This is a genomic window from Dongia sp. agr-C8 (assembly GCF_054658695.1).
In genome coordinates this window covers 414,240-440,333 of the sequence record NZ_BAAGHZ010000004.1, presented here as the reverse complement: position 1 = coordinate 440,333, position 26,094 = coordinate 414,240, and the positions used below count along the sequence as shown (strand labels likewise).

General features: G+C 64.7%; 23 protein-coding genes. All 23 read right to left on the bottom strand.

Translation table 11 applies throughout. The features are described from left to right. Positions 1-114 precede the first annotated feature (114 nt). Positions 115-2,058 carry a PhoX family protein gene (locus tag ACYQ4T_RS22355; protein ID WP_459858813.1) on the bottom strand — a complete coding sequence of 648 codons (1,944 nt, stop codon included), beginning with the start codon at positions 2,056-2,058 and terminating at the stop codon, positions 115-117. A 158-nt stretch (positions 2,059-2,216) separates the two neighbouring features. Continuing rightward, complete coding sequence (locus ACYQ4T_RS22350; RefSeq protein ID WP_459858812.1) at positions 2,217-4,085, bottom strand: PhoX family protein; 1,869 nt, start codon at positions 4,083-4,085, stop codon at positions 2,217-2,219. Positions 4,086-4,339: 254 nt separating this feature from the next. After that, entirely contained in the window at positions 4,340-5,047 is a 708-nt protein-coding gene (locus tag ACYQ4T_RS22345) for an ABC transporter ATP-binding protein (protein WP_459858811.1), read from the bottom strand. Beyond that, complete coding sequence (locus tag ACYQ4T_RS22340; RefSeq protein ID WP_459858810.1) at positions 5,040-6,350, bottom strand: lipoprotein-releasing ABC transporter permease subunit; 1,311 nt, start codon at positions 6,348-6,350, stop codon at positions 5,040-5,042. Before ACYQ4T_RS22340 ends, ACYQ4T_RS22345 begins: the two co-directional genes overlap by 8 nt. Further along, the gene (gene proS, locus ACYQ4T_RS22335; protein WP_459858809.1) at positions 6,347-7,666 is read right to left on the bottom strand and encodes a proline--tRNA ligase; all 1,320 of its coding nucleotides are present in this window, start codon (positions 7,664-7,666) and stop codon (positions 6,347-6,349) included. The genes ACYQ4T_RS22340 and proS overlap by 4 nt, the downstream gene beginning before the upstream one ends. A gap of 287 nt (positions 7,667-7,953) precedes the next feature. Then, the gene (locus ACYQ4T_RS22330) at positions 7,954-8,367 is read right to left on the bottom strand and encodes a hypothetical protein (RefSeq protein WP_459858808.1); all 414 of its coding nucleotides are present in this window, start codon (positions 8,365-8,367) and stop codon (positions 7,954-7,956) included. A gap of 35 nt (positions 8,368-8,402) precedes the next feature. Continuing rightward, positions 8,403-9,998: a ribonuclease J gene (locus tag ACYQ4T_RS22325; RefSeq protein WP_459859201.1), complete on the bottom strand. Its 1,596-nt coding sequence runs from the start codon at positions 9,996-9,998 to the stop codon at positions 8,403-8,405. Between the two features lie 86 nt (positions 9,999-10,084). Then, positions 10,085-10,858, bottom strand: coding sequence for a type III pantothenate kinase (locus ACYQ4T_RS22320; protein ID WP_459858807.1), 774 nt, complete (start codon positions 10,856-10,858; stop codon positions 10,085-10,087). Position 10,859: 1 nt separating this feature from the next. Beyond that, positions 10,860-11,603, bottom strand: coding sequence for a biotin--[acetyl-CoA-carboxylase] ligase (locus tag ACYQ4T_RS22315; RefSeq protein ID WP_459858806.1), 744 nt, complete (start codon positions 11,601-11,603; stop codon positions 10,860-10,862). Further along, positions 11,600-13,051, bottom strand: a complete 1,452-nt coding sequence (gene nuoN / locus ACYQ4T_RS22310) for an NADH-quinone oxidoreductase subunit NuoN (RefSeq protein WP_459858805.1) — start codon at positions 13,049-13,051, stop codon at positions 11,600-11,602. The genes ACYQ4T_RS22315 and nuoN overlap by 4 nt, the downstream gene beginning before the upstream one ends. Before the next feature lies 1 nt (position 13,052). Continuing rightward, complete coding sequence (locus tag ACYQ4T_RS22305) at positions 13,053-14,588, bottom strand: NADH-quinone oxidoreductase subunit M (RefSeq protein WP_459858804.1); 1,536 nt, start codon at positions 14,586-14,588, stop codon at positions 13,053-13,055. A 7-nt stretch (positions 14,589-14,595) separates the two neighbouring features. Further along, positions 14,596-16,533 carry an NADH-quinone oxidoreductase subunit L gene (gene nuoL / locus ACYQ4T_RS22300; RefSeq protein WP_459858803.1) on the bottom strand — a complete coding sequence of 646 codons (1,938 nt, stop codon included), beginning with the start codon at positions 16,531-16,533 and terminating at the stop codon, positions 14,596-14,598. A 7-nt stretch (positions 16,534-16,540) separates the two neighbouring features. Continuing rightward, positions 16,541-16,849 carry an NADH-quinone oxidoreductase subunit NuoK gene (gene nuoK / locus ACYQ4T_RS22295; protein ID WP_459858802.1) on the bottom strand — a complete coding sequence of 103 codons (309 nt, stop codon included), beginning with the start codon at positions 16,847-16,849 and terminating at the stop codon, positions 16,541-16,543. Positions 16,850-16,853: 4 nt separating this feature from the next. Further along, positions 16,854-17,465 (bottom strand): NADH-quinone oxidoreductase subunit J, encoded by a 612-nt coding sequence (locus ACYQ4T_RS22290; protein WP_459858801.1) that lies wholly within the window; start codon positions 17,463-17,465, stop codon positions 16,854-16,856. A 19-nt stretch (positions 17,466-17,484) separates the two neighbouring features. After that, the gene (nuoI, locus tag ACYQ4T_RS22285) at positions 17,485-17,973 is read right to left on the bottom strand and encodes an NADH-quinone oxidoreductase subunit NuoI (RefSeq protein ID WP_459858800.1); all 489 of its coding nucleotides are present in this window, start codon (positions 17,971-17,973) and stop codon (positions 17,485-17,487) included. Beyond that, positions 17,970-19,064, bottom strand: a complete 1,095-nt coding sequence (nuoH, locus tag ACYQ4T_RS22280; RefSeq protein ID WP_459858799.1) for an NADH-quinone oxidoreductase subunit NuoH — start codon at positions 19,062-19,064, stop codon at positions 17,970-17,972. Before nuoH ends, nuoI begins: the two co-directional genes overlap by 4 nt. Next, positions 19,057-21,135, bottom strand: a complete 2,079-nt coding sequence (gene nuoG / locus ACYQ4T_RS22275; RefSeq protein ID WP_459858798.1) for an NADH-quinone oxidoreductase subunit NuoG — start codon at positions 21,133-21,135, stop codon at positions 19,057-19,059. Before nuoG ends, nuoH begins: the two co-directional genes overlap by 8 nt. 4 nt (positions 21,136-21,139) lie before the next feature. Further along, the gene (gene nuoF / locus ACYQ4T_RS22270; protein ID WP_459858797.1) at positions 21,140-22,426 is read right to left on the bottom strand and encodes an NADH-quinone oxidoreductase subunit NuoF; all 1,287 of its coding nucleotides are present in this window, start codon (positions 22,424-22,426) and stop codon (positions 21,140-21,142) included. A 2-nt stretch (positions 22,427-22,428) separates the two neighbouring features. After that, positions 22,429-23,049, bottom strand: coding sequence for an NADH-quinone oxidoreductase subunit NuoE (gene nuoE, locus ACYQ4T_RS22265; RefSeq protein ID WP_459858796.1), 621 nt, complete (start codon positions 23,047-23,049; stop codon positions 22,429-22,431). Beyond that, positions 23,046-24,224, bottom strand: coding sequence for an NADH-quinone oxidoreductase subunit D (locus ACYQ4T_RS22260; protein WP_459858795.1), 1,179 nt, complete (start codon positions 24,222-24,224; stop codon positions 23,046-23,048). Before ACYQ4T_RS22260 ends, nuoE begins: the two co-directional genes overlap by 4 nt. A 2-nt stretch (positions 24,225-24,226) precedes the next feature. After that, positions 24,227-24,943 (bottom strand): NADH-quinone oxidoreductase subunit C, encoded by a 717-nt coding sequence (locus ACYQ4T_RS22255; RefSeq protein ID WP_459858794.1) that lies wholly within the window; start codon positions 24,941-24,943, stop codon positions 24,227-24,229. Between the two features lie 18 nt (positions 24,944-24,961). Beyond that, entirely contained in the window at positions 24,962-25,522 is a 561-nt protein-coding gene (locus ACYQ4T_RS22250; RefSeq protein WP_459858793.1) for a NuoB/complex I 20 kDa subunit family protein, read from the bottom strand. Then, the gene (locus ACYQ4T_RS22245) at positions 25,492-25,857 is read right to left on the bottom strand and encodes an NADH-quinone oxidoreductase subunit A (protein WP_459858792.1); all 366 of its coding nucleotides are present in this window, start codon (positions 25,855-25,857) and stop codon (positions 25,492-25,494) included. Before ACYQ4T_RS22245 ends, ACYQ4T_RS22250 begins: the two co-directional genes overlap by 31 nt. Between the last annotated feature and the right edge of the window lie 237 nt (positions 25,858-26,094).

Genomic DNA, 26,094 nt, shown 5'->3' with positions numbered 1-26,094 from the left:
CCTGGGGTTGCCGGTTAGAGCCGGTTTCCCGGATCGGACCGGGAAGTCTTCCCGCGAAGACAAAGCGGGCCCGGTCGTCTGACCGGGCCCTTCAGTCTAGGGGATAAGAACGGATCAGGCCGTTGCCGGCAGGCCGGTGAGATAGCCGACCGCGCCGCCCAGTTTGCCGCGGGCGTCGCCGTAGTTCTTGGCGATCAGCGGCTCCAGTTCCTTGTAGACCTTGATGTGGAGGCCGCTGGTCACGTTGCCGGCGTCGTCCTTCTTCAGCTCCCAATCGCCGGCATGCTGGAAGTTGGACATGATGTAGGTGAAGCCGTTCACTTCATCGACCGCGTGCAGGCCGGTCGATTCCGCGCCCGACGGGGTCGAGAGGATGCGCGAGAGCTCCTTGGTGTCCACGTTGTAGGCCCAGAGAAAGTTGTTCACGTGCATGCCGCTGTCCTCGCCGATGAAGAGGGTGCGGAGCTTCTCCGAGAACTTGATGTTGTCCGGGTTGCCGATCTTGTCGGCATGGGCGAGGTTGCCCAGCGCATCCGGCTCCTTCAGGTCCTCGCCGGCGATCAGGCCGGCCATGTGCACGGGGACCCATTCGCTGTCGATCGCGGCGCCGGTATCGTCCTTCTGGCCGCCGCTCAGGTTATGCGCATAGACCACGCCGGCCTCGATCTTGTCGACCGCGACGCCGCCGGTGCCCTCGGTCATCGCCTTGCGGACGGCGCTCATCGCCGAATAGGCGATCTTGTCCTTCACGTTGACCGTGGTGCCTTCCATCTTGGTGAAGCCCAGGCTGCCGCCCTTGACCGCGGCGTAGCGATGGGTCTCGAGGAAGGCCGCCGCCTTCTCCTGGCCGGGCAGAATCTTCACCCAGCTCGGCTTGCCGTTGAACATGATCCTGGTGAAGGTCGCGTCGTTCGGGTCCTCCTTCTTCACCTCGAGGATATCCTTGGCGGTCAGCTTGTCGGCCAGCGCCTTGATCTCGTCGCTGGTGGCATGGCCGAGATTGATCCAGGTGAGATCGGCCGAGCCGCCATTCTCCTTGGTCTTCTGGTCCCACTTGGCGACATAGAGCGTGCCGGCGGAGAGATCGCGCGGCTTGTCGGCGACGAACAAGAAGAGGCCGCCGTTGGTCGCGTCGTCGCCCATCAGCGCGGTGCGCTCGTCCGGCATCACCTGGATCAGCTCATGCGAGATGCGGCCGAGGTTGTAATGCTTCACGACCGTGCCGGTGCCGTCGGCATTGACGGTCACTTCCGGCAGGTGGCCGTAGTGATAAGGATTGGCCTTTTTCGGGTCGCCATAGAGGTTTTGGCTGAAGGCCGTGAACTCCTCGTCCTCGCTCTTGGTCGCGTCCGGCTCGTATTCCTCGCTGGAGAGATGGGTGTTCCAGGGCGAGAGGCTGGCGCCGCAGGTGATCCAGACGCCGTTGACCGGCGCGGTGTCCACATGGCTGTACTTAACCAGGCTGAGCTTGCCGGTCTTCGGGTCCTGGTCGAGGGTCAGTACGGCATATTGCGACGGCAGCTTGCCGTACATGTCGCCGCCCGCCGCGTCATAAGAGCAGTATTCGAACTGCACCACGGCGAAGAGCGGGTTGCCCTTCACGCCATCGACCTTCGGGGAGTCGAGCTTGATCAGGCTCATGCCGTCGGGCGCGTCGGAGAAGAATTGCGGCTTGGTGGCTTCCGCGGAGCTCGGGTCCAGTATCGGTCTGCCGTTGATGTCGTAATAGCCGCCGGCGATCACCGTGCCACCCTTGCCGTCCGGCACTGCCGCGCCGGTCACGAAGAACGGCTGATACTGCAGCTTGAACAGCTGCTCGGTGCCGTCGGCATATTTCACCTGCATCGAGGAGCCGACGGTGACCGTCGACATGGCCGCGGGGTTGTCGAGGCCCGGCGCCGGCATCGGGATGAACTTGGCCGAGGCGATCGCCGGCATGGCGGCCGAGGCGGTGCTCGAGAACAGCGCGGAAGCGGCGGAGCCGGCGAGCGGCAGCAGCGGCGCGTAGGCCAGGGCTTTCAAGGCCTGGCGGCGGGTGGCTTGGATCGGCTGGTTCATGACAGGTGCACTCCCTATGTCTGGCAGCGGCAGGTTCTGGGCGGGACGCGCGGCACTCGAGGGGGAATCAGGAGGCGCGCGTCCCGGAGACTAGAAGGCGTCCGTGACGGGTTTACTGCCCGTCTGTGACAGAATGATGTCGTCCCTGATTCGCGTTGTTACGAACCGATCTCGCCGCCGTCGTCCTTGGTGATGGCGAGGACGGTGGGCCGGGGCAGGCTGTCGCCGCCGTCCGGCCAATGCGAGGTCAGCTTCTCCAAGGTCTCCGAGTTCTCGCCGGGATGCTGGATCGAGACGAACAGCGTCTTGCCGTCCGGCGTGAAGCAGGGACCGGTCAATTCCGCGCCGGTCGGACAAGCCAGGAACATCCGGGTCAGCGCCCGGCCCTCGCCGTCCACGTCGGCGGCATAGAGGCCGTCGGCGATGTCGAAGTCGTTGGCGCCGTCGCTGCCGATCCAGATCCGGCCCTTGGGGTCGAAGGCGATGTTGTCCGGGCAGACGAACCAGCCGTTGGCGCTGGTGCCCGGGTTGAGCTTGGCACCCTGCTCGGCCTTAACGGGGTTACCAGCCAGCAGGAACACATCCCATTTGAAGCTGGCCGCTGCATGGTCGCCATCCGGCGGCAGCAGCTCGAGGATATGGCCCCAGGCATTCTCCGCCCGCGGGTTGGCGGCATCGACCTGGTCGGCCTTCCGCTTCTTGTTCTTGGTCATGACGGCATAGACCTTGCCGCTCACGGGATCCGGCTCGAAGTCTTCCGGCCGGTCCATCTTGGTCGCGCCGACCGTGTCGCCGGCGAGCCGCGCCTTGATCAGCACCTCGCCTTGGTCGGCGAAGCCGTTTTCCGCGGTGAGGCCGTTCGATCCATGGACCAGCGGGATCCAGGTCAGCGTGCCGTCGGCATCGAGCTTGGCCACCGAGAGCTCGCCTTCGTCGAGCAGGTTCATGTTGGCGGCGCGGTCGGTCGGGTTGAACTTGGCCGCAGTGACGAAGCGGTAGAGGTATTCGAAATAGTCGTCGTCGCCGAGATAGACCACGACCCGGCCGTCCTTGTTGACGATCGAGTTCGCCGCCTCATGCGAGAAGCGGCCGAGGGCGGTGCGCTTCACCGGCTTCGCGGCCGGATCGTAGGGATCCAGCTCCCAGACCCAGTCGAAGCGGTTGGGCTCGTTCGGCTCCTTGTCAAGCTGGAGCCGATCCTCGAACCGGGCCAAACCGTAGAAGTCCGATCCGTCATAGCCGTAGCGGTCGAGCAGATCGGCGTTCGCCGCCTTCGCGGCGTCGCCGCCGAAGGTGTCGGAGAGGCCTTCCTCGCAGGACAGGATCGTGCCCCAGGGCGTGACCCCGCCGGAGCAGTTGTAGCCGGTGCCCATCACATTCGTGCCGCTGGGATCGGCGCTGGTCTGCAACAGCTTATGGCCGGCGGCGGGTCCGCTGACCGCGAACGCGGTCAAGCCGGTGATGCGGCGGTTGTATTTGCTGTCGGCGACGATCGCCCATTGGCCGCCGGTCTTCTTGACCTCGACGATCGAATGGCCCCAGGCGGCGCTCAAGATGCCGGCCTGTTCCGCCGAGACTTTCTGGCCCGCGTCGTCCTCGGTCATGCCGGGGAACATGACATGCGGGTTGGCATATTCGTTGTTGACGCAGAGCAGGCCGTGCTCGCTGCTCTTCGAACCCATTGGCAGCGGCATGTAGCCGATGAAATCGCAGTTGTAGCCGAACTGGCCGGCCTGGGATTCCACGGAGAGCGCCTTCGGATCGAAGGGCTTGGCGCCGGCGAGGATCGGATCGCCCCAGCGCACCAGCGGCTCGGCCTTGTAGCCGGCGGGCACGTGGTGGCTGTCGTCATAGACCTTGGTGAGTTCGACAAAGGTGAGCGACGAGCTGGCCTGCGCGGCGACGGCTGGGCGGCCGAGGCCGCCGATGCCCGCCAGCGCGGCGACGCTGGTCAGGCCGAGCAGAGCGGCGCGACGGCTGAGACGTGTATCGACAAGATCGGCATAAGCGCGCGAATCGGCATTCATCTGGCAGGCCTCCCGTTTGGCTGAGGAGAGGCTTATGGGGCTGAGCCTGCGTCAGGGCGCGGACAGGAAGGTGATGGATTTGTGACGCGCTTGGAAAGCTGTGGAGAGAGCCGTCGACCCCTCACCCTGTCCCTCTCCCGCAAAGGGGAGAGGGGACGCTGTGGTGATAGCCTTTAGGAACCCCTCACACCGCGCAGCGAAGAGAATCCCCCTCTCCCCTTGCGGGAGAGGGCTGGGGTGAGGGGTCGCTCGGTCTATCCGACCGAAACCTCCTCCAGCACGCCTTCGCGGATCGTCACGACGCGGTCCATGCGCCTGGCGATCTCGAGGTTGTGGGTGGCGATCAGGCAGGCGACGCCGAAGCCCTTCACCAGCTCGGTCAGCATGGCGAAGACGTCGTCCGCGGTGTGGAGATCGAGGTTGCCGGTCGGCTCGTCGGCCAGCAGCACCTTCGGCGCGTTGGCCAAGGCTCTTGCGATGGCGACCCGTTGCTGCTCGCCGCCGGAGAGCTTGCCGGGACGGTGCTCCAGGCGGGCGGCCAGGCCGACGCGAGTCAGCAGCTCGACCGCGCGCGGGCGCGCGGCCTTGCGCGACTTGCCGGCGATCATCTGCGGGACGATCACGTTCTCCAGCGCGGAGAATTCCGGCAGCAGGTGGTGATACTGGTAGACGAAGCCCATGGTGCCGCGGCGGAGCGCGGTACGGCGGTCGTCCGACATGTCGCGGCTGGACTGGCCGGAGACGATCACCTCGCCGGCGATCGGCTTCTCCAGCATGCCGGTGATGTGCAGCAAGGTGGACTTGCCGGCGCCCGACGGGCCGATCAGCGCCACCATCTGGCCGGGATAGAGCGCAAGCTCGGCCGACTTGATGACGTCGAGCCGTCCCCCGCCCGCTTCCTTGAAGCTCTGCTGGATGCCTTTCAGCTCGAGAACCGGCCCAGGGTTTACGGGGTCACTCATAGCGGAGCGCCTCCACCGGATCGAGCCGGGCCGCGCGCCAAGCCGGATAGAGCGAGGCGAGCAAGGTCAGCGCCAGGGACATGAGCGAGATCAGCAGAACCTCCATCGGGTCCACGATCGCCGGGAGCTTCGAGAGAAAGTAGATCGTCGGATTGAAGAGGTCGGTGCCGGAAATGTTCTCCAGGAAGCGCCGGATAGTCTCGATGTTATAGGCGAAGGCGGTGCCCAACAGGCAGCCGAGCGCCGTGCCGATGATACCGATGCTGGCGCCGGACAGCAGGAAGATCCGCAGGATCGTGCCGCGGCTGGCGCCCATGGTGCGCATGATGGCGATGTTCCGTCCCTTGTCCTTCACCATCATGATCTGGCCGGAGATGATGTTGAAGGCGGCGACGATGATGATCAGCGTCAGGATCAGGAACATCACGTTGCGCTCGACCTCGACCGCGGTGAAGAAGTCGGCATTGGCCTGTTCCCAGTCGCCGATCACGTAGCTCTGCTTGTCGCCCATGCAATAAGCCGCGCGGCCGCCGTCGAAGTCGAGCTTGGTGTCGAGGGCGGCACAGATCTGCGGCTTCAGCGCCGGCACGTCCTGGATGTTGTCGGCCATGATCTCGACATCGGTCACCCCGCCCTTCTTCTGGAACAGGACCTGGCCCGTCTCCAGCGGCATGAAGATGATGCTGTTGTCATACTGGTACATGCCGACATCGAACAGTGCCACCACCCGCAGCGACTTCATGCGCGGGATCGGGCCGGCCATGGTGGTCTGGACGATCGGCGTGATCGCGGTGATCTCGCTGCCGATGCCGGCGCCGATCGACTGGGCGAGCTTGGCGCCCATGACCGCGACGTCATCGTCGGGCACGAAGTCCTGCAGGGAGCCGGCGACGATGTTGGCGGCGATCAGCTTGCGCGACTGCAGGTCGTCCTGGCGCACCGCCTTGATCAGCGCGCCGGCGCCGCCGCTGCGGGCGCCGGTGGCGAAGACCTGGCCCTGCACGGTGGGCGTGACGGAGGCCACGCCCGGCACCTTGCGCAGCTTCTCGGTGATGGCGTCGAAATCGGTGACCACCCCGGGGCCGGTACTGCTGGATAGCGTCAGATGCGCGTTGAAGCCGAGGATCTTGTTCAGCAGCTCGACATGGAAGCCGTTCATTACCGACATCACGACGATGAGCACACCAACACCGATCGTGATGCCGAGCAGCGAGAACACGGCGATGACCGAAACGAACCCTTCCTGGCGGCGGGCGCGCAGATAGCGCATCGCCACCATGCGCTCGAAGGCGTTGAAGATCATTTTGCGGTGAGCCGGTTGAGGGCTTCTTCCGCGGAAATCTCCTGCTTCTCGCCGGTCTTGCGGTTGGCGAACTCGACCTTGCCCTGTGCCGCACCGCGAGGCCCGATCACCGCCTGCCAGGGCAGGCCGATCAGGTCCATCTCGGCGAATTTCTCGCCGGCGCGGATGTCGCGGTCGTCATACAGCACCTCGACCCCGGCCTGCTGCAGCTTGGCGTAGAGATCCTCGCAGAGCTTGCCGCAGGCGGCGTCGGCGACCTTGAGGTTGATCAGGCCGACTTTGAACGGCGCGATGCTCTCCGGCCAGATGATGCCCTTCGGGTCATGGCTGGCCTCGATCACCGCGCCCACCAGGCGCGAGACACCGATGCCGTAGGAGCCCATGTGGAGCGTGACGTTCTGGCCGTCCTGGCCTTGCACCTGGGCCTTCAAGGGTTCGGAATACTTGGTGCCGAAATAGAAGATATGGCCGACCTCGATGCCGCGCGCCTGGACCTGCCGGTCGGCGGGCACCTTGTCGAACTTCGCCGGGTCGTGCTTCTCGTCGGTCGCGGCGTAGTCGGTGGTCCAGGCCTTGACGATCGGCTCGAGATCGCTCTCGTAGTCGATGCCCATCGAAAGCACATCGCGCTCGATGAAGCTCTTGTCGCAGAAGACCGCGCTCTCTCCAGTCTCGGCCAGGATGATGAACTCGTGGCTCAAGTCACCGCCGATCGGCCCGGTATCGGCCGCCATCGGGATCGCCTTCAGCCCCATCCGGGCGAAGGTCCTGAGGTAGGCGACGAACATCTTGTTATAGGCGCGCTTCGCCCCCGCATAGTCGAGGTCGAAGGAATAGGCGTCCTTCATCAGGAATTCGCGGCCGCGCATCACGCCGAAACGCGGGCGGACCTCGTCGCGGAATTTCCACTGGATGTGATAAAGCAAGGCCGGCACGTCGCGGTAGCTCTTGGCGCCGTTCCTGAAGATGTCGGTGATGACCTCTTCGTTGGTGGGCCCATAGAGCATCTCGCGCTCATGGCGGTCGGTGATGCGCAGCATCTCCTTGCCGTAGGCCTCGTAGCGACCGGATTCCTTCCAGAGGTCGGCCGACTGGATGGTCGGCATCAGCACTTCCTGGCAGCCGGTCGCGTCCTGCTCCTCGCGCACGATCTGCTCGATCTTCTTCAGCACTTTGAAGCCCAGCGGCAGCCAGGCGTAGATGCCAGCCGCGGTCTGGCGCACCAGGCCGGCGCGCAGCATCAGCCGGTGGGAGACGATCTGCGCCTCGGTGGGATTTTCCCGGAGTGTCGGCAGGAAGAAACGGGACGAACGCATGTGGTGGGGAATCCTTAAGGAATCACGGCAGGTTAGTGCGGGGTCGGTGGGCGAATTTAGGCGAGGGATTGTGGCCTGTCGAGGGCGGCGGTTTGCGGAGATTGGGGCGTGTGGTGGCGGCTCCGAGTAGCGGAACCGTCAACCCCCACCCCAACCCGCCCCCATCTTGGGGGCGGGGGTCGGATAGAGCCGTCAGTTGCCACAGCGTGTTCAGAAGAGTCCCTTCCCCCAAGATGGGGGAAGGCTAGGAAGGGGGTTGACGGTTCCGCTGCGCGGCGGCGCCAAAGCTACTTGTACGGAATCTGCTGGCGGCAGAGATCGGCCAGGGCGGCTTCCTCAGGGTCGCTGAGTTCCTGCCCGTTGTAGTAGACCCGGTCGCCATGGACCGTCACGGTGCCGACCTGGGCGTCGCCCTGAAACAGCACCGAGTTGGCGGGGATGCCGTACTTGTCCTGGAGGTCGACCTCGAGCGGGATGACGATCGTTTCCGGGAGCTTCAAGTTGTAGCCGCCATTGAGGTCGGCCGGGACCACGGTTTCGCCATGGGCGTTGACCCCAGGCTGGTATTCGACGCCCGGCGGCTGCTGGTATTCGACGATACGGTCGCAGTCCTGGCGGGTGACGGCGACGGAACTCTCCGCCAGAGCCGGTCCGGTGGCGAGGATCAACGCGATGGTTAACGCGGTGCGGCGGACGTCCATACCGCTAAGATGGGCACTTCAGCCGGCGGAATCAATCAGACCCGGATCACGTGAACGCGCGTGATCGGCTTCTTGTCGTGGTTCTTGTGAAACCAGCGGCGGGCGGCCAGGCGCGCGCATTCGGCGACTTCGCCGTCATTCTCCAGCTTGCCGGCGGAGAGATCCTCGATTGCGTCCGCCACGGCGTCGGCGATGTCTTCCTTGGCATCCGCCTCCGGGTCGCCGTCGAGCAGGCCCTCCAATGTGACCTGGGGATCGGTGATCAGGTCGCCGCGCCAGTTCATCACCAGGGAGATCAGGATGACGCCGTTGAAACCGAGCCGATGGCGGTGGCGCACCACCTCGCTGGTCATCGGCACCAGCGCCTTGCCGTCGAGGCCCCAACGGCCATGGGTCACGCGGGCCACGATCTCGGCCGGGCCGGGCGCCAGGCGGATGATGGCGCCGTTCGCCGCCTCGACCGCCTGCGGGACCTGGCATTCGCGCGCCAGCTCGGCATGGGCGCGGATATGGCGCGCCTCGCCATGGACCGGGATCGCGATCTGCGGGCGGACCCATTGATACATCTCGGTCAGCTCCGCGCGCGCCGGATGGCCGGAGACGTGGATCATCTCGTCATGGTCGGTGATGACCTCGACGTCGCGGTGAATGAGGTTGTTCTGCAGCAGCGAGATCGACTTCTCGTTGCCCGGGATGACGCGGGAGGAAAAGATCACCGCATCGCCGGCCTCCAGGTGCACATGCGGATGCTCGCCCTTGGCGATGCGCGCCAGCGCCGCGCGGGCCTCGCCTTGGCTGCCGGTGCAGATCATCACGATCTTGTCCTTGGGGAAGAAGCCGACATCGTGCTCCTCGATGAATTCCGGGAGATCGGTCAGATAGCCGTTCTCCCGCGCCGCCTCGGTCATCCGCCACAAGGAGCGGCCGACCAGCGCCACCTGGCGGTCGTTGGCCATGGCGGCCCGGGTGATGGTCTCCAGCCGCGCGACGTTGCTGGCGAAGCAGCCGACCGCCACTCTGCCCTTGCGCTCGCCGATGATCTTGGTCATCGACGGCAGGATGTCGGCCTCAGAGCCGGAGGTGCCGGGGACGAAGACGTTGGTCGAATCACAGACCATGGCGAGGACATTGCCGTCACCAAGACGGCGCAAGGCCTTCTCGTCGGTGGTCTCGCCGATGACCGGGTCGGGATCCAGCTTCCAGTCGCCGGTATGCAGCACGGTGCCGAGCTTGGTGCGCACGACGACGGCATTGGGCTCCGGGATCGAATGGGTCAGCGTGATCAGCTCGAGCTCGAACGGGCCGATCTTGAACGTGCCCGACATCGGGATCTCGGTGACCTTGGCCTTACCCTCCAGCCCGGCCTCTTTCAGCTTGCGCCGCAGCACCGAAGCGGTGAAAGGGGTCGCGTACATCGGGCAGCGGAGCTTCGGCCAGAGATAGGGCACCGCGCCGATATGGTCCTCATGGGCGTGGGTCAGCACCAGGCCGGCCAGATCCTGCACCCGTTCGGTGATGAAGCTCGGGTCCGGCATGATGACCTCGATCGACGGTGTCTCGTCGCCGCCGAAGGTGACGCCGAGATCGACCATCAGCCACTTCCCGGCATGGCCGTAGAGATTGAGATTCATCCCGATCTCGCCCGCCCCGCCCAAGGGCAGGAACAACAGCTCATCGGCGGTCGGCTTGTGGAAGTCGCTGGTGGGGGTGGCGTCGTTCAATTCTTGTTCCGTCGATAGATCTCGACCAGGCCGCGCATGGTGATGTCGGGGTCGAGGTGGTGGATGACAGGGGTGACGCCGACGAAGAGCGGCGCCAGGCCGCCGGTGGCGACCACGGCGAGGTCGGAGCCGAACTCGGTGGTGATGCGCTGGACCATGCCCTCCACCAACCCGACATAGCCCCAAAAGATGCCGGATTGCATGGCCTCGGTGGTGCTCTTGCCGATCACCCGCGCCGGGCGCTCGACGGCGATGCGGGGCAGCATGGCGGTGGCGCTGTGCAGGATCTCGACCGAGAGGTTGATGCCGGGCGAGATCGCGCCGCCCAGATAGTTGCCCTCCCCGTCCGCCACGTCGAAGGTGGTGGCGGTGCCGAAATCGACGATGATCAGCGGCTTCCGATAGGTGATATGGCCGCCGACGGCATTGGCGAGGCGGTCGGCGCCGACGGTGCTCACGGGGATATCCATCTTCACCTGGATGCCGAGCTTCACCGCCGGATCGCCGACGATGAGGGGCTTGGTCTTCAGGTGCTGCTCGCAGAGCATGGTCAGGTGGAACACCGAGGTCGGCACCACGCTGGCGATGATGGCGCCGGTGATGGCCTTGAGCTCCAGACCCGCCATGCGCATCAGCTGGTCGAGCCAGACGATATACTGGTCGGCGGTGCGCGCGGCCTCGGTCTTCAGCCGCCAGTCGCCGACCGGCTTCTCGCCGTCATAGACCGCGAATTTCACATTGGTGTTGTTGGCGTTGATGCAGAGGAGCATGTCAGCGCACCAGGTTCGGAAAGAAGATGTCGCCGGCGGCGATGCGGCGCTGCTGGCCGGAATCCAGCTGCATGACCAGCGCGCCGTCCGGGTCGAGGTCGGCGAAGCTGCCGGCCACTTCCTCGCGCTCCAGGCGCGCCACGACACGCTCGCCGATTCCGGCGGCGAAGGCCAGCCAGTCGGCGCGGATCGCCTGGAAGCCGCCCGCCACCCAGGCGTCGTAATACGGGCCGAAGACGGCGAGGAAGCGCGTCAGCAAATCTTGGGGCGCAATCGAGGGGCCGCCGGAGGCGACCAGATCGGTGGTCGGATAGAGACCGGTCTCCGGATGGGAACGGATGTTGACACCCATGCCCAGCACCAGCCAGTCGAGCCGGCCGTCCGGCTTGGTGCCGGCTTCCAGCAGCACCCCGGTCATCTTCTTGCCGTCGATCAGCAGATCGTTCGGCCATTTGTGCAGCACCTCGGCGGGCGTCAGGTCGCGCAACACCCGGCCGAGCGCCACTGCGGCGACGAAGCCGACCGTGGCGCCTTCTGCCGGCTTGCAGTCCGGGCGGAGCAGCAGGGAGACATAGAGATTGCCCACCGGCGAATCCCAGCCCCGGCCCCGCCTTCCGCGCCCCGAGGTCTGCTCGTCGGCACGGAGCACGAGACCTTCCAAGGCGCCCGCGCCGGCGTCCGCACGCAGGGCCGCGTTGGTGCTGTCGATGGACGGGACTTCCGTGATCCGGAAGGCGATCGTCATCCAGGGAACAGGCTCGCCGCGGCGCTGGTTGCGGCCTCGGCCACCGGGCCGGGCACGAAGACACCGAGCAGGACGAAGACCGCGCAGACCAGCAGCACGACGCGCAAGGTCGGGTCGGGCCGGTCGAACACGCCCTCGCCCTTGTCGAAGCACATCACCTTGATGACCCGGATGTAATAGAAGCAGCTCACCACCGAGGCGACCACGCCGATCACCGCCAGCACGTAGAGATGCGCGTCGATCGCGGCGTTGAAGACGAAGAGCTTGCCGAAGAATCCGGCGAAGGGCGGGATGCCCGCCATCGAGAACAGGAAGACGATGAAGGAATAAGCGAGCAGCGGCTGGCTCTTGGCTAGACCGGTGAGATCGGCGATCTCCTCCACCATCTCGCCCTTGCGGCGCATGGCGAGGATGACGCCGAAGGCGCCGATCGTGGTGACGATGTAGATCGCCATGAAGACCAGCACGCTCTGCACGCCGAGCTCGGTGCCCGAGGCGAGGCCGACCAGGGCGTAGCCGATGTTGCCGATCGAGCTGTAGGCCATCAGGCGCTTGATGTTGTGCTGGTTGATCGCCGCGACTGCGCCCAGCACCATCGAGAGCACCGAGATCACCACGATGATCTGCTGCCACTGGCCGAGCAGCGGGCCGAACGGGCCGATCAGCACCCGGGTGAACAGCGCGATCGCCGCCACCTTCGGGGCCGCCGCGAAGAAGGCGGTGACCGGCGTCGGCGCGCCCTCATACACGTCCGGCGTCCACATATGGAACGGCACGGCCGAGATCTTGAAGGCGAGGCCAGCGCTCAGGAACACCAGGCCGACGATCAGGCCGACGCTGGGCTGGCCGTCGGAGCCCAGCGACTTCGCCAGCACGGTGAAATCGGTCGAGCCGGTGAAGCCGTAGATCATCGAAGCGCCGTAGAGCAGCATGCCCGAGCTGAGCGCGCCGAGGACAAAGTACTTCAGTCCCGCCTCGGTGGACTTGATGGTGTCGCGGCGGAAGGCGGCGGTGACGTAGAGCGCGAGGGACTGCAGCTCCAGGCCGACATAGAGCGAAATGAGATTGTTGGCCGAGATCATCATGCTCATGCCCAAAGCGGCGATGGTCATGAGGATCGGGAATTCGAAGCGCATCATGTCGTTGCGCGCCGCATAGCCCAAGGAAATCAGGATCGCCGCGGCGGTCGCCACCAGGCTCAGCACCTTCATGAAGCCGGCGAAGCCATCGACGATGAACTGGCCGCCGAAGGCGGGCTCGGCGCCGGACGCCGGCGCCACATGCACGGCCAGATAGGCCGCGACGCAGAGTGCTGCTGCCGCCAGCCATGAGACGAGGCGCGTCGCCTTGTCGCCCTGGAACACGCCCAGGATCAGCAGCACCATGGCGGCGATTGCCAGGAAGATTTCCGGCGTCGCGGCGGCGAGGTTGAGTTCGGCGAAGCTCATCTTACTCTCCCGCGCCAGAAATATCCGATTGGGCCACGCTCTGCTGATGGCTGTGCAGCAAAGCGGTCTGGTGCGTCTTGATCAGGTTATCGACCGAGGGGCCGAAGATTGCGGTGAAGGAGCTGGGATAGATCCCCATCCACATCACGATCGCGATCAGCGGCACGAAGAGCGCGATCTCGCGGGGCGAGAGATCCAGCAGACCCTTGAGGTCCGGCTTCTCCAGCTTGCCGAAGATCACCCGGCGATAGAGCCAGAGCATGTAGGCCGCACCCAGGATCACGCCGAAGGCAATGAAGAAGGCCGCCCAGGTGTTGTCCTTGAAGACGCCGACCATGACCAGGAACTCGCCGATGAAGCCGCTGGTGCCCGGCAGGCCGACCGAGGCCATGGTGAAGATCATGAAGGCGAAGGCATAGCGCGGCATGTTGTTGACCAGTCCGCCGTAGCGGCCGATCTCGCGGGTGTGCAGCCGGTCATAGACCACGCCGACGCAAAGGAAGAGCGCGCCGGAGACGATGCCGTGGCTGAGCATCTGGAACAGCGCGCCCTCGATGCCCTGCTGGTTCAGGCTGAAGATGCCGGCGGTCACGAAGCCCATATGGGCAACCGACGAGTACGCGATCAGCTTCTTCATGTCTTCTTGCGCGAGCGCCACCAGCGAGGTGTAGATCACCGCGACGATGCTGAGCGTGTAGATCAGCGGCGTGAAATAGACCGAGGCATCGGGCAGCATCGGCAGCGAGAAGCGCAGGAAGCCGTAGCCGCCGATCTTCAGCAGCACGCCGGCCAGGATCACCGAACCCGCGGTCGGCGCTTCCACATGCGCGTCGGGCAGCCAGGTGTGGACCGGCCACATCGGCACCTTGACCGCGAAGGACGCCAGGAAGGCGAGCCAGAGCCACTTCTGCGCGCCGGGATCGAAGGCGGTCTGCATCAGGGTCGGGATGTCGGTGGTGCCGGCTTCGCCATACATGTAGAGGATCGCCAGCAGCATCAGCACCGAGCCGAGCAAGGTGTAGAGGAAGAACTTGAAGGCCGAGTAGACCCGCCGCGCCCCGCCCCAGACGCCGATGATCAGGTACATCGGGATCAGCACGCCCTCGAAGAAGACGTAGAAGGCCAGGAAGTCGAGCGCGCAGAAGGTGCCGACCATCAGGGTCTCGAGCACCAGGAAGGCGATCATGTACTCCTTGACCCGGGTGGTGATCGCTTCCCAGCTCGCCAGGATGCAGATCGGCGTCAGCAGGGTCGAGAGCAGCACGAAGGTCATCGAGATGCCGTCGACGCCCATCCGGTAGCCGATCTTCAGGCTCGGCATCCACGCCGCGTTTTCCTCGAACTGGAAGCCCGGGTTGCTGCGGTCGAAGTCGAACCAGATGGCAAGCGACAGCAGGAAGACCACGCTGGAGGTGATCAGTGCCAGCCAGCGCGCGCTCTTGGCGACGAAAGCCTCATCGCCGCGGGTGATGAAGATCAGCAGCGCGCCGACCAGCGGCAGGAAGGTCGTGAGGGAGAGGATCGGGAAAGCGGTCATTGCAGCCTCAGCCTCGGAACACGAACTGGTACCAGTACCAGGTGACCAGCGCGACCACGCCGATCATCATGACAAAGGCATAGTGATAGAGGTAGCCGGTCTGCAGCTTGCTGGCGCGGCCGGCGAGCTTGACAGTGAGCTTGGAGATGCCGTCGGGCCCGAGCCCGTCGATGATCGCCCCGTCCCCGCCCTTCCAGAAGATCCGGCCGAGCTTGATCGCGGGACGCACCAGGGTGGCGTCGAACAGCTCGTCGAACATCCACTTGCGATAGACGAAAGTGTAGATCGGGCCGAAGCCCTTGGCGATCTTCGCCGGCAGGTCGGTGCGCTTCATATAGGCGATGAAGGCGAAGCCGATGCCGATGATGCCCATGGCGAGCGGCAGCAGCTTGACCCAGGTCGGCACTTCATGCGCCTCGTGCGGCACGTGGTTATCCGGCGCAAAGAAGATCGCCGAGCCCCAGAACTCTTCCATATGCTCGCCGACGAAGTAAGGAGCGAAGGCAATACCGGCGACCACGGCGCCCACCGCCAGCACGACCAGCGGCGCCAGCATGACCCAGGGACTCTCGTGCACGTGTTCCATGGTGTGATGGTCGGCGCGCGGTTTGCCATGGAAGGTCATGAACAACAGGCGCCAGGAATAGAAGGCGGTCATCACCGCGGCAGCGATGCCGAGCCAGAAGGCGTACTGCCCCACCCCGCTATGCGCGGCGAAGGCGGATTCCAGGATCGCGTCCTTGGAATAGTAGCCGGCGAAGATCGGGATGCCGGCCAAGGCCAGGCTCCCGATCCACATCAGCGCGTAGGTGATCGGTATGAGCTTGTAGATGCCGCCCATCTTGCGCATGTCCTGCTCGTCGGACATGGCGTGGATCACCGAGCCCGAGCAGAGGAACAGCAGCGCCTTGAAGAAGGCATGGGTGAGGAGGTGGAACATGGCGGCGCCGTAAGCCCCAACGCCGGCCGCGAAGAACATGTAGCCGAGCTGCGAGCAGGTCGAATAGGCGATCACCCGCTTGATGTCGTACTGGGTGAGGCCGATCGTCGCCGCGAAGAAGGCGGTCGAGGCGCCGATCACGGTCACCACCATCTTGGCGTCGGGCGCGAACTCGAACATCGGCGAGAGCCGGCAAACCATGAACACGCCGGCGGTCACCATGGTCGCGGCATGGATCAGCGCCGAGACCGGGGTCGGGCCTTCCATCGCGTCCGGCAGCCAGGTGTGCAGCGGCACCTGGGCCGACTTGCCCATGGCACCGATGAAGAGAAGGATGCAGAGCGTGGTCAGGACATCCGGGTTCCAGGAGAGGAAATGGAAGGTCTTGCCGACCTGGTCCGGCACCAGCTGGAACACCGTCTCGAAATGCACCGAGCCGAAGATCAGGAACACGCCCATGATGCCGAGCGCGAAGCCGAAGTCGCCGACCCGGTTGACCACGAAGGCCTTGATCGCCGCGGCATTGGCGCTTGGGCGGTGGAACCAGAAGCCGATCAGCAGGTATGAGCACAAGCCCACGCCTTCCCAGCCGAAGAACATCTGGATGAAGTTGTCGGCGGTCACCAGCATGAGCATGCAGAAGGTGAACAGCGACAGATAAGCGAAGAATCGCGGCTTCGAATGGTCGTGGCCCATGTAGCCGATCGAATAGACATGGACCATGGCTGAGACCGTGGTCACCACCACCAGCATGACGGCGGAGAGCTGGTCCACCCGCACCGCCCAGTCGGCCTTGAACCCACCGGTGTTGAACCAAGTGAGCAGGGTCGTGGTGCGCGGGGTGCCGCCGAAATTGACGTCGAAGAACACGATCCAGGACATGACGGCGCAGAGCAGCAGCAGGCCGGAGGTGATGTACATCGCCGGCTTGTCGCCGATCATGCGGTTGCCGAGGCCCGCGATGAGCGCGCCGATCAGAGGCAGCAATACGATCCAGGCGTCCATCTCTGCCTCAGCCGTTCATCATGTTGATGTCTTCGACCGCGATCGAGCCGCGGTTGCGGAAATAGACCACCAGGATCGCCAGCCCGATCGCCGCTTCAGCAGCAGCAACCGTCAGCACGAACATGGCGAAAACCTGCCCCACCATGTCGCCCAGGAAATGCGAGAAGGCGACCAGGTTGATGTTGACCGCGAGCAGCATCAATTCGACCGACATCAGGATGATGATGACGTTCTTCCGATTGAGGAAGATGCCGAAGATCCCGATGGTGAACAGGATCGCCGCGACGGTCAGGTAATGCGTCAGGCCGATTTCCATGGCGTTACACCCCGCTCCCGGTCGGCACGTTCTTGATTTCCACCGAGCTCGCGTTGCGCTCGAGCTGGGTCGCGATCCGCTGGCGCTTGACGCCGGCGCGCTCGCGATGGGTCAGCACGATGGCGCCGATCATCGCCACCAGCAGCACCATGCCGGCCGCCTGGAACAGGTAGAAATACTGGGTGTAGAGCAGCTGCCCGAGCGCCTTGGTGTTGCTGGCCTGCTCCAAGGCCGGCGTGGGCGCCCCAAGGACGCCGCTGCTGGCGGTGGGGGCCACCCAGCCGCCGAAGATGAAGATGAGCTCGGCCACCAGAATCACGCCGATGATCGCGCCGATCGGCAGGTAGCGCACGAAGCCCTGCCGGAGCGCCACGAAGTTGATGTCCAGCATCATGACGACGAACAGGAACAGCACGGCGACGGCGCCGACATAGACGACGACCAGCATCATCGCCAGGAACTCGGCGCCCATCAGCACGAAGAGGCCCGCGGCGTTGAAGAAGGTCAGGATCAGGAACAGCACCGAATAGACCGGGTTGCGGTTCGCCACGACCAGCACGCCGGAAATCACGGCGACCACGGCGAAGATCCAGAAGGCGATGGCTTGGATGATCATCTCAGATGTCCCCTGGGCCTCACCGGTACGGCGCGTCGGCGTTGATGTTGCCGGCGAGCTCGGCTTCCCAGCGCTCGCCGTTCGCCAGCAGCTTGTCCTTGTTGTAGAACAGCTCCTCGCGGGTCTCGGTCGCGAACTCGAAATTCGGCCCCTCGACGATCGCATCGACCGGGCAGGCTTCCTGGCAGAAGCCGCAATAGATGCACTTGGTCATGTCGATGTCGTAGCGCGTGGTGCGACGGCTGCCGTCGGCGCGCGGCTCCGCCTCGATGGTGATCGCCTGGGCCGGGCAGATCGCCTCGCAGAGCTTGCAGGCGATGCAGCGCTCTTCGCCGTTCGGATAGCGGCGCAGCGCATGCTCGCCGCGGAAGCGGGGCGAGAGCGGGCCCTTTTGATACGGGTAGTTGATGGTCACTTTTTCCTTGAAGACATAGGAAAAGGTCAGGGCCATGCCCTTGACCAGTTCCTTGAGGAAGAAGCTGCGGATCGTGCGGTCGATCGCGCTCATTGGGATGCTCCCGTGGTAACAGCAGGGGCCGCGTTGCCGGCGGTGGCGTTCGGCAGCCAGTCGAAGGGTCCGTAGACCAGGACCGCGGAATAGAACACGACCATGGCGAGGCTGAGCGGCAGGAAGACCTTCCAGCCGAGACGCATCAGCTGGTCATAGCGGTAGCGCGGGAAGGTAGCGCGCACCCAGAGGAAGCAGAAGGCGACGAAGGCGACCTTGGCGGCGAACCAGAGCGCTTGCCAGATGCCGGTCAGGATCGCGGAGTCGAACGGCTCCCAGCCCAGGATCGGCTGCCAGCCGCCGAGGAACAGGATCGCGGTCATCGAGCTCATCAGCCAGATGTTGGCGTATTCGCCGAGGAAGAAGAGCGCGAAGGTGAAGGCCGAATATTCCGAGAAATAGCCGGCGACCAGCTCGGATTCCGCTTCCGGCAGGTCGAAGGGCGGCCGGTTGGTTTCCGCCAGAGCCGAGATGAAGAACACGACGAACATCGGCAGCAGCGGGATGCAGAACCAGATCGAGGCCTGCGCCTTGACGATATCGTTGATGTTCAGGGAACCCACGCACATCAGCACGGTCACCATGACGAAGCCGATCGAGACTTCGTAGGACACCATCTGCGCCGCCGAGCGGAGCGCGCCGAGGAACGGGTATTTCGAGTTCGAGGCCCAGCCGGCCAGGATGATGCCGTAGACGCCGAGCGAGGAGATCGCGAAGAGATAGAGCACGCCGACATTGATGTTGGCGAGCACCACCCCGTCGGCAAAGGGAATCACCGCCCAGGCCACCAGGCTGAGCACGAAGGTGATCATCGGCGCCACGATGAAGGTCACGCGGCTGGCGCCGCTGGGGATGATGGTTTCCTTGAACAGCAGCTTCACGCCGTCGGCGATCGGCTGCAGCAGGCCGAACGGGCCGACCACGTTGGGGCCGCGGCGGATCTGCATCGCCGCCATCACCTTGCGCTCGGCGTAGGTGAGATAGGCCACGGCCAAAAGCAGCGGCAGGATGATGCAGACGATCATGATGATCGTGAACACCGCCGTGCCGAGATACGGCCCCATCTGCTCGATGAACCAGTTGCTAGCCATGGGTGCCACTCTTCAAATCAGTGGATGGCTTCTTCTTGGGGCTGACGAAGGCCTCGGTGCATTCCGCCATGGTCGCAGAGGCGCGGCTGATCGGGTCGGTCATGTAGTAGTTGGCGATCGGCGAAGCGAAGGGCTTCGCATCCGTCGCGCCAGCCTTGCCAAACGACTCCCAGGCGGCCGCCTCGACTGTGTTCAGGCGCTGGAAGCGCTTGTTCGCCTGATAGAGCTTCGCCCGGAGCTGGTCGAGATTGTCATAGGGGAGCGGCTTGCCGAGCTTCTCGGACAGCGCGCGCAGGATCGCCCAGTCTTCCTTGGCTTCTCCCGGCGGGAAGATCGCGAGCATGGCGAGCTGCGCCCTGCCCTCCAGGTTCATGTAGGTGCCGTCCTTCTCGGTATAGGCGGCACCCGGCAGCACGACGTCGGCACGGTGCGCGCCGCGGTCGCCGTGATGGCCCTGGTAGACCACGAAGGCCTTGCCGAGATGGCTGGGGTCGATCTCGTCGGCGCCCAGCAAATAGACGAAGTCGATCTCGCCCTTGGATGCGCCGTCGAGGATGCCGGTAATGTCGCGGCCACCGGACTGCGGGACGAAGCCGAGCTCGAGACCGGCAACGCGGCCCGCGGCGGTCTGCAGCACGTTGAAGCCGTTCCAGCCGTCCTTGATCAGGCCGCAGGAATCCGCGACCGCTTTGGCCTGCGCCAGGATCGCGGCACCGTCGGGCCGGGCCAGCGCGCCCATGCCAACGATCAGCATCGGCGCCTTGGCATTCTTCAGCACTTCGGCGAAGGCATGGCTGCCGTTGGCGATCTGGCCGAGCGTATCGGCGCCGGCGCCGAGCATCTCCACCGGATAGGTGAGATCATATTTCGCACCGATCGCGGCGACCTTGAGGCCGCCCTTCAGATAACGCTTGCGGATCCGGGCATTGACCATCGGCGCTTCCCAGCGCGGGTTGGTGCCGATCAGCAGGATCGCGTCGGCCTTCTCGATGCCGGCGATCGTGGTGTTGAAGAGATAGGAGGCACGCACCTTCGGATCGACCGCGGCGCCGTCCTGGCGGCAGTCGAGATTGCCGGAGCCCAAAGAGGTCATGACCTCTTTCAACGCGAACATGGATTCCGCGTCGCAGAGGTCGCCGGCCAGGGCCGCGATCTTCTTGCCGTCGAGCCCCTTGAGCTTGGCGGCGACGGCGTCGAGCGCCTCGGCCCAGCTGGCGGGCTTCAGCTTGCCGTCGACCCGGATATACGGGCGGTCGAGGCGCTGGCGCATCAGCCCGTCGACATTGAAGCGGCCCTTGTCGGCCATCCATTCCTCGTTCACGTCCTCGTTGAGGCGCGGCAGCACGCGCAAGACTTCGCGGCCGCGGGTGTCGAGGCGGATGTTGGTTCCGCAGGCATCGGCGACGTCGATGCTGTCGGTCTTGGTGAGCTCCCAAGGCCGCGCGGTGAAGGCGTAGGGCTTCGACGTGAGCGCACCGACCGGACAGACGTCGATCAGGTTGCCGGAGAGCTCGCTGTCGATGGTCTTCTCGACATACGTGGTGATCTCGAGATGCTCGCCGCGGCTGGTGCCGCCCAGCACCTCGACGCCGGCGATCTCGGTCGAGAAGCGGATGCAGCGCGTGCACTGGATGCAGCGCGTCATCACGGTCTTCACCAGGGGCCCGAAATCCTTGTCGGTGACGGCGCGCTTCTCTTCCGAATAGCGCGAGAAGCCGCGGCCATAGGCCATGGCCTGGTCCTGCAGGTCGCATTCGCCGCCCTGGTCGCAGATCGGGCAGTCGAGCGGATGGTTGATCAGCAGGAATTCCATGACGCCGTTGCGCGCCTTCTTGACGGCGGGCGTGTCGGTCTTGATCACCATGCCTTCGGCGACCGGCATGGCGCAGCTGGCGATCGGCTTCGGCGCCTTCTCCTGCTCGACCAGGCACATGCGGCAATTGCCCGCCACGGACAAGCGCTCGTGGTAGCAGAAGCGCGGGATTTCCTTGCCGGCCAGTTCGCAGGCCTGCAGCACGGTGATGCCCGCCGGGACCTCGATCTCGATGCCGTCAATCGTCATCTTCGGCATGGGCTTACTCCGCCGCCCGGCGCGTTGCGTACTGCGACATGCGTTCCTCGATCACCGGACGGAAATGCCGGATCAGACCCTGGATCGGCCAGGCCGCCGCGTCGCCGAGCGCGCAGATGGTGTGGCCTTCGACCTGCTTGGTGATGTCCTGCAGCATGTCGATCTCGGCGGGCTTGCCCTCGCCGCGCACGAAACGCTGCATGATGCGGTACATCCAGCCGGTGCCTTCGCGGCAGGGCGTGCACTGGCCGCAGCTCTCATGCTGGTAGAAATGCGAGAGCCGAGCGATCGCCTCGATGAGATCGGTGCTCTTGTCCATGACGATGACCGCCGCGGTGCCGAGGCCGGACTGCACGGCGCGCAGGCTGTCGAAGTCCATCAGGACTTCGTCGCAGATCGATTTCGGCAGCAGCGGCACCGAGGCGCCGCCCGGGATGACTGCCAGCAGGTTGTCCCAGCCGCCGCGCACGCCGCCGCAATGACGCTCGATCAGCTCTTTGAGCGGAATGCCCATTTCCTCTTCGACATTGCAGGGCTTGTTCACATGGCCCGAGATGCAGAAGAGCTTGGTGCCGGTGTTCTTCGGCCGGCCGAGCGCGCCGAACCAGGCGGCGCCGCGGCGCATGATGGTCGGCGTGACGGCGATGGTCTCGACATTGTTCACGGTCGAGGGGCAGCCATAGAGGCCGCAGGCCGCCGGGAATGGCGGCTTCAGGCGCGGCTGGCCCTTTTTGCCCTCAAGACTCTCGATCAGCGCGGTCTCTTCGCCGCAGATATAGGCGCCGGCGCCGCGATGCAGGAAGACGTCGTAATCATAGCCGGAGCCGCAGGCATTCTTGCCGATCAGGCCCGCCGCATAGGCCTCGTCGATCGCGGTCTGGAGATGCTTGCATTCCAGCGGGAACTCGCCGCGGATGTAGATATAGGCCGCGGTGCAGCCCATGGCGAAGCCGGCGACCAGGCAACCCTCGACCAGCGTATGCGGGTCGAAGCGCATGATCTCGCGGTCCTTGCAGGTGCCGGGCTCGGACTCGTCGGCATTGACGACGAGATAAGCGGGGCGGCCGTCGGAGGCCTTCGGCATGAAGGACCACTTCAACCCGGTCGGGAATCCGGCGCCGCCGCGGCCGCGCAGGTCCGAAGCCTTGATCTCGTTGACGATGGCGTCGCGGCCCTTGGCCAGGATGTCCTTGGTGTTGTCCCAGATGCCGCGGCGCCTGGCGCCGGCGAGCTTCCAGTCGTCCTGGCCGTAGAGGTTGGTGAAGATGCGGTCTTTGTCCTGGAGCGCCATGATTACTGCCCCGCCCCCTTCGGCAAATCTTTGAGCGTCGTCATGCCGCCTTCCGGCGCAGAGTTCAGGCGATCGACCTGCGGGCCGATCTTCGGCTGCTTCCCGGCGGCGAGCTCGTCGAGGATCTTCTCCAGGCTCGCCGGAGTCAGGTCCTCGTAGAAGTCGTCGTTGATCTGGACCATCGGTGCGTTCACGCAGGCGCCGAGGCATTCGACTTCCATGATGGTGAACTTGCCGTCGGCGCTGGTGCCGTGAAGGTCGACGCCGAGCTTCTTCTTGCACATCTCGGTCAAGCCATCCGAGCCGCGCAACCAGCAGGGCGTGGTGCGGCAGATCTGCACCAGGTGCTTCCCGACGGGCTTGAGGTTGTACATCGTATAGAAGGTCGCGACCTCGTAGACGCGGATCGGCGCCATCTCCAGCATCTCCGCGATCACGTCCATGGCGACGCGGGAGACCCAGCCCTCCTGGTACTGCGCCAGCCAGAGCAGCGGCATGACGGCCGAGGCCTGGCGGCCCTTCGGGTATTTCGCGATATGCTTCTTGGCTTCGGCGAGATTGGCTTCGCTGAAAGCAAAGCTCGTCGGTTGCACGAAGTCGGAGTTGCTGGCAGCAGCGCTCATCGGTCGATCTCACCGAAAACGATGTCGAGGGAGCCGAGGATCGCCACTGAATCCGCGAGCATGTAGCCCTTGCAGAGGAAATCCATGGCCGCGAGATGCGGGAAGCCCGGCGCGCGGATCTTGCAACGATACGGGCGATTGGTGCCGTCGGAGACGAGATAGACGCCGAACTCGCCCTTGGGCGCTTCGACGGCGGCGTAAGCCTCGCCTTCGGGGACATGGAAGCCTTCGGTGTAGAGCTTGAAGTGATGGATCAGGGCTTCCATCGAATGCTTCATCTCGCCGCGCTTCGGCGGGGCGACCTTGCGGTCGATCGAGCTGGCCGGGCCGCCCGGCATCGCCTTGATGCACTGGCGGATGATCTCGTTCGACTGCTTCATCTCCTCGACGCGGATGAGATAGCGGTCGTAGCAGTCGCCGTTCTTGCCGACCGGGATGCCGAACTGCACCTTGTCATAGGCCGCGTAAGGCTGCGACTTGCGGAGATCCCAGGGAACGCCGGAGGCGCGGATCACCGGGCCGGTAAAGCCCCAGGCGATCGCGTCCTCGGCCGAGACCGGCGCGATATCGACCAGGCGCTGCTTGAAGATGCGGTTCTCGGTCAGCAGGCCTTCAACATCCTGCAGCACCTTGGGGAATTTCTCACTCCAGGCCCAGATGTCGTCGAGAATGCCCGCCGGCAGATCCTGGTGGACGCCGCCCGGACGATAGTAAGCCGCATGGAGACGCGCGCCGGAGACGCGCTCGTAGAACTCCATCAGCAGCTCGCGCTCCTCGAAGGACCAGAGGAAGGGCGTCACCGCGCCGACGTCCATGGCATAGGCCGGGACGTTCAGCAGGTGGTTGAGGATGCGCGTGATCTCGTCGAACAAGGTGCGGATATAGAGGCCACGCTCCGGCACCTCGATGCCCATCAGCTTCTCGACCGCGAGCACGAAGGCGTGCTCCTGGCACATCGGGCTGACGTAATCGAGACGGTCGAAATACGGGATCGCCTGCAGATAGGTCTTGTACTCGATCAGCTTCTCGGTGCCGCGGTGCAGGAGCCCAATGTGGGGATCCACGCGGCGCACCACCTCGCCGTCCATCTCCATGACCATGCGCAGAACCCCGTGGGCCGCAGGATGCTGCGGCCCGAAGTTCATGGTCATCGGCTTGATCTGGGTCTCGGCCATGATTACGGCGCCTTCGGCGCACCGGAGGCGCCGGGATTGTTGGTGGGATTGGCGGTCGGGCTTGGCGAAGAAGCACCCGGCTGCGGGTTGGCCGGAGTCGGGTCCTTCGGACCCGGAGTCGCCTTCTCGTCGCCGGGGAGCACGCGCGGCTGCAGCATGCCTTCCCAGGGCGAGAGGAAATCGAAGGAGCGGAATTCCTGGCGGAGCTCGACCGGCTCGTAGATCACGCGCTTCTGCGACTCGTCGTAGCGGACTTCGATATAGCCGGTGAGCGGGAAGTCCTTGCGGAAGGGATGCCCCTCGAAGCCGTAATCGGTCAGGATCCGGCGGAGGTCCGGGTTGTCGCTGAAGAAGATGCCGTACATGTCGTAGGCTTCGCGCTCGAACCACTGGGCGCTCGGCCAGATGTCGTTGACGGAAGCGATCGCCTCCTCCTCGCCCAGCTTGGCGCGGACCCGGACGCGGATGTTCTTCTTCAGGCTCAAGAGGTGATAGACGACGTCGAAGCGCTTCTCGCGCTCCGGGTAATCGACACCGGCGACGTCGATCAGCATCTTGAACAGGCAGTTCGGATCGTCGCGCAGGAACTTCGACGCCTTCACGATGTCCGAAGGGCGGACTTCGACGGTCAGCTCGCCGAGCGTCACGCTCGTGCCGATCACCGCCTGGCCCAATGCGCCCGCGATGTAATCGCCCAGTTCGCGCAGGCTGTCGCTCATGTGCGTGGAGATCCTCGTCTAGCGCGCGATGGTGGAGGTGCGCTTGATCTTCTTCTGAAGCTGCAGGATGCCGTAGACCAGCGCCTCGGCGGTCGGCGGGCAGCCCGGCACGTAGATATCGACCGGCACGATGCGGTCGCAGCCACGCACCACGGAATAGGAATAGTGATAGTAGCCGCCGCCGTTGGCGCAGGAGCCCATCGAGATCACCCAGCGCGGCTCGGCCATCTGGTCGTAGACCTTGCGCAAGGCCGGGGCCATCTTGTTGGTGAGCGTGCCGGCCACGATCATCACGTCGGACTGGCGCGGGCTGCCGCGCGGTACCACGCCGAATCGGTCGAGGTCATAGCGCGCCATGTAGGCGTGCATCATCTCGACCGCGCAGCAGGCGAGACCGAAGGTCATCGGCCAGAGCGAGCCGGTGCGCGCCCAATTGACCAACTTGTCCATCTGCGCGACGACGAAGCCCTTGTCCTGGAGCTCGTCGGTCACCTGGCGAATCGCCTGGTCCTGTGCGGCACCCGGGGGCAGCGGCTGAAGGTTGGTGCTCACTCCCATTCCAGCGCTCCCTTCTTCCATTCGTAGATGAAGCCGACGGTCAGGACGCCGAGGAAGATCATCATCGACCAGAAACCGAACACGCCGATCTCGCCCAAGGTCACCGCCCAGGGAAAGAGAAAGGCCACTTCGAGGTCGAAGATGATGAACAGGATCGAGACCAAGTAGAAGCGCACGTCGAACTGGCGCCGCGCGTCGTCGAAGGCTTCAAAACCGCATTCATACGGGGAAAGCTTCTCGGAATCCGGCTTCTGCTTGGCCAGAAGCAGAGAGGCCGAGAGCATGACCACCGTCAGGCCGACGGCGATCACCAGAAAGATCAGGATAGGCAGGTATTCCCGAAGCAGTCCGTCCATACTCAACTCCCTCTCCCGCCGTGATCCACCCCCTGGATCCGCTCGCGAGAGGCTTTTGTGCGCCGCACTCTGTGGCATCGCGCCGATTGAAACTCCAGCAAAATCGCCGCTGGCGGCCCCGACTCAAAAGCCGCCGTACTATAGAGCCCGGCTTTACACCGCGAAAGCGCAAAAACGCCAAATTCGGCCCGACTCGGCCGTGAAGAATGTCTTCCAAGACTCTGTTTATCAAAGATG

Coding starts and splice junctions, on each gene's coding strand:
- ACYQ4T_RS22330 (WP_459858808.1), bottom strand. CDS start 8,367: ATGGACGTCCGCCGCACCGCGTTAACCATCGCGTTGATCCTCGCCACC.
- ACYQ4T_RS22260 (WP_459858795.1), bottom strand. CDS start 24,224: ATGGCCGAGACCCAGATCAAGCCGATGACCATGAACTTCGGGCCGCAG.
- ACYQ4T_RS22245 (WP_459858792.1), bottom strand. CDS start 25,857: ATGGACGGACTGCTTCGGGAATACCTGCCTATCCTGATCTTTCTGGTG.
- ACYQ4T_RS22305 (WP_459858804.1), bottom strand. CDS start 14,588: ATGACCGCTTTCCCGATCCTCTCCCTCACGACCTTCCTGCCGCTGGTC.
- ACYQ4T_RS22350 (WP_459858812.1), bottom strand. CDS start 4,085: ATGAATGCCGATTCGCGCGCTTATGCCGATCTTGTCGATACACGTCTC.
- ACYQ4T_RS22325 (WP_459859201.1), bottom strand. CDS start 9,998: ATGAATCTCAATCTCTACGGCCATGCCGGGAAGTGGCTGATGGTCGAT.
- proS (WP_459858809.1), bottom strand. CDS start 7,666: ATGCGTTCGTCCCGTTTCTTCCTGCCGACACTCCGGGAAAATCCCACC.
- ACYQ4T_RS22255 (WP_459858794.1), bottom strand. CDS start 24,943: ATGAGCGACAGCCTGCGCGAACTGGGCGATTACATCGCGGGCGCATTG.
- ACYQ4T_RS22315 (WP_459858806.1), bottom strand. CDS start 11,603: ATGACGATCGCCTTCCGGATCACGGAAGTCCCGTCCATCGACAGCACC.
- nuoL (WP_459858803.1), bottom strand. CDS start 16,533: ATGGACGCCTGGATCGTATTGCTGCCTCTGATCGGCGCGCTCATCGCG.
- ACYQ4T_RS22345 (WP_459858811.1), bottom strand. CDS start 5,047: ATGAGTGACCCCGTAAACCCTGGGCCGGTTCTCGAGCTGAAAGGCATC.
- ACYQ4T_RS22340 (WP_459858810.1), bottom strand. CDS start 6,350: ATGATCTTCAACGCCTTCGAGCGCATGGTGGCGATGCGCTATCTGCGC.
- nuoN (WP_459858805.1), bottom strand. CDS start 13,051: ATGAGCTTCGCCGAACTCAACCTCGCCGCCGCGACGCCGGAAATCTTC.
- nuoI (WP_459858800.1), bottom strand. CDS start 17,973: ATGAGCGCGATCGACCGCACGATCCGCAGCTTCTTCCTCAAGGAACTG.
- nuoK (WP_459858802.1), bottom strand. CDS start 16,849: ATGGAAATCGGCCTGACGCATTACCTGACCGTCGCGGCGATCCTGTTC.
- ACYQ4T_RS22250 (WP_459858793.1), bottom strand. CDS start 25,522: ATGGAAGAAGGGAGCGCTGGAATGGGAGTGAGCACCAACCTTCAGCCG.
- nuoF (WP_459858797.1), bottom strand. CDS start 22,426: ATGGCGCTCCAGGACAAAGACCGCATCTTCACCAACCTCTACGGCCAG.
- nuoG (WP_459858798.1), bottom strand. CDS start 21,135: ATGCCGAAGATGACGATTGACGGCATCGAGATCGAGGTCCCGGCGGGC.
- nuoH (WP_459858799.1), bottom strand. CDS start 19,064: ATGGCTAGCAACTGGTTCATCGAGCAGATGGGGCCGTATCTCGGCACG.
- nuoE (WP_459858796.1), bottom strand. CDS start 23,049: ATGAGCGCTGCTGCCAGCAACTCCGACTTCGTGCAACCGACGAGCTTT.
- ACYQ4T_RS22320 (WP_459858807.1), bottom strand. CDS start 10,858: ATGCTCCTCTGCATCAACGCCAACAACACCAATGTGAAATTCGCGGTC.
- ACYQ4T_RS22355 (WP_459858813.1), bottom strand. CDS start 2,058: ATGAACCAGCCGATCCAAGCCACCCGCCGCCAGGCCTTGAAAGCCCTG.
- ACYQ4T_RS22290 (WP_459858801.1), bottom strand. CDS start 17,465: ATGATCATCCAAGCCATCGCCTTCTGGATCTTCGCCGTGGTCGCCGTG.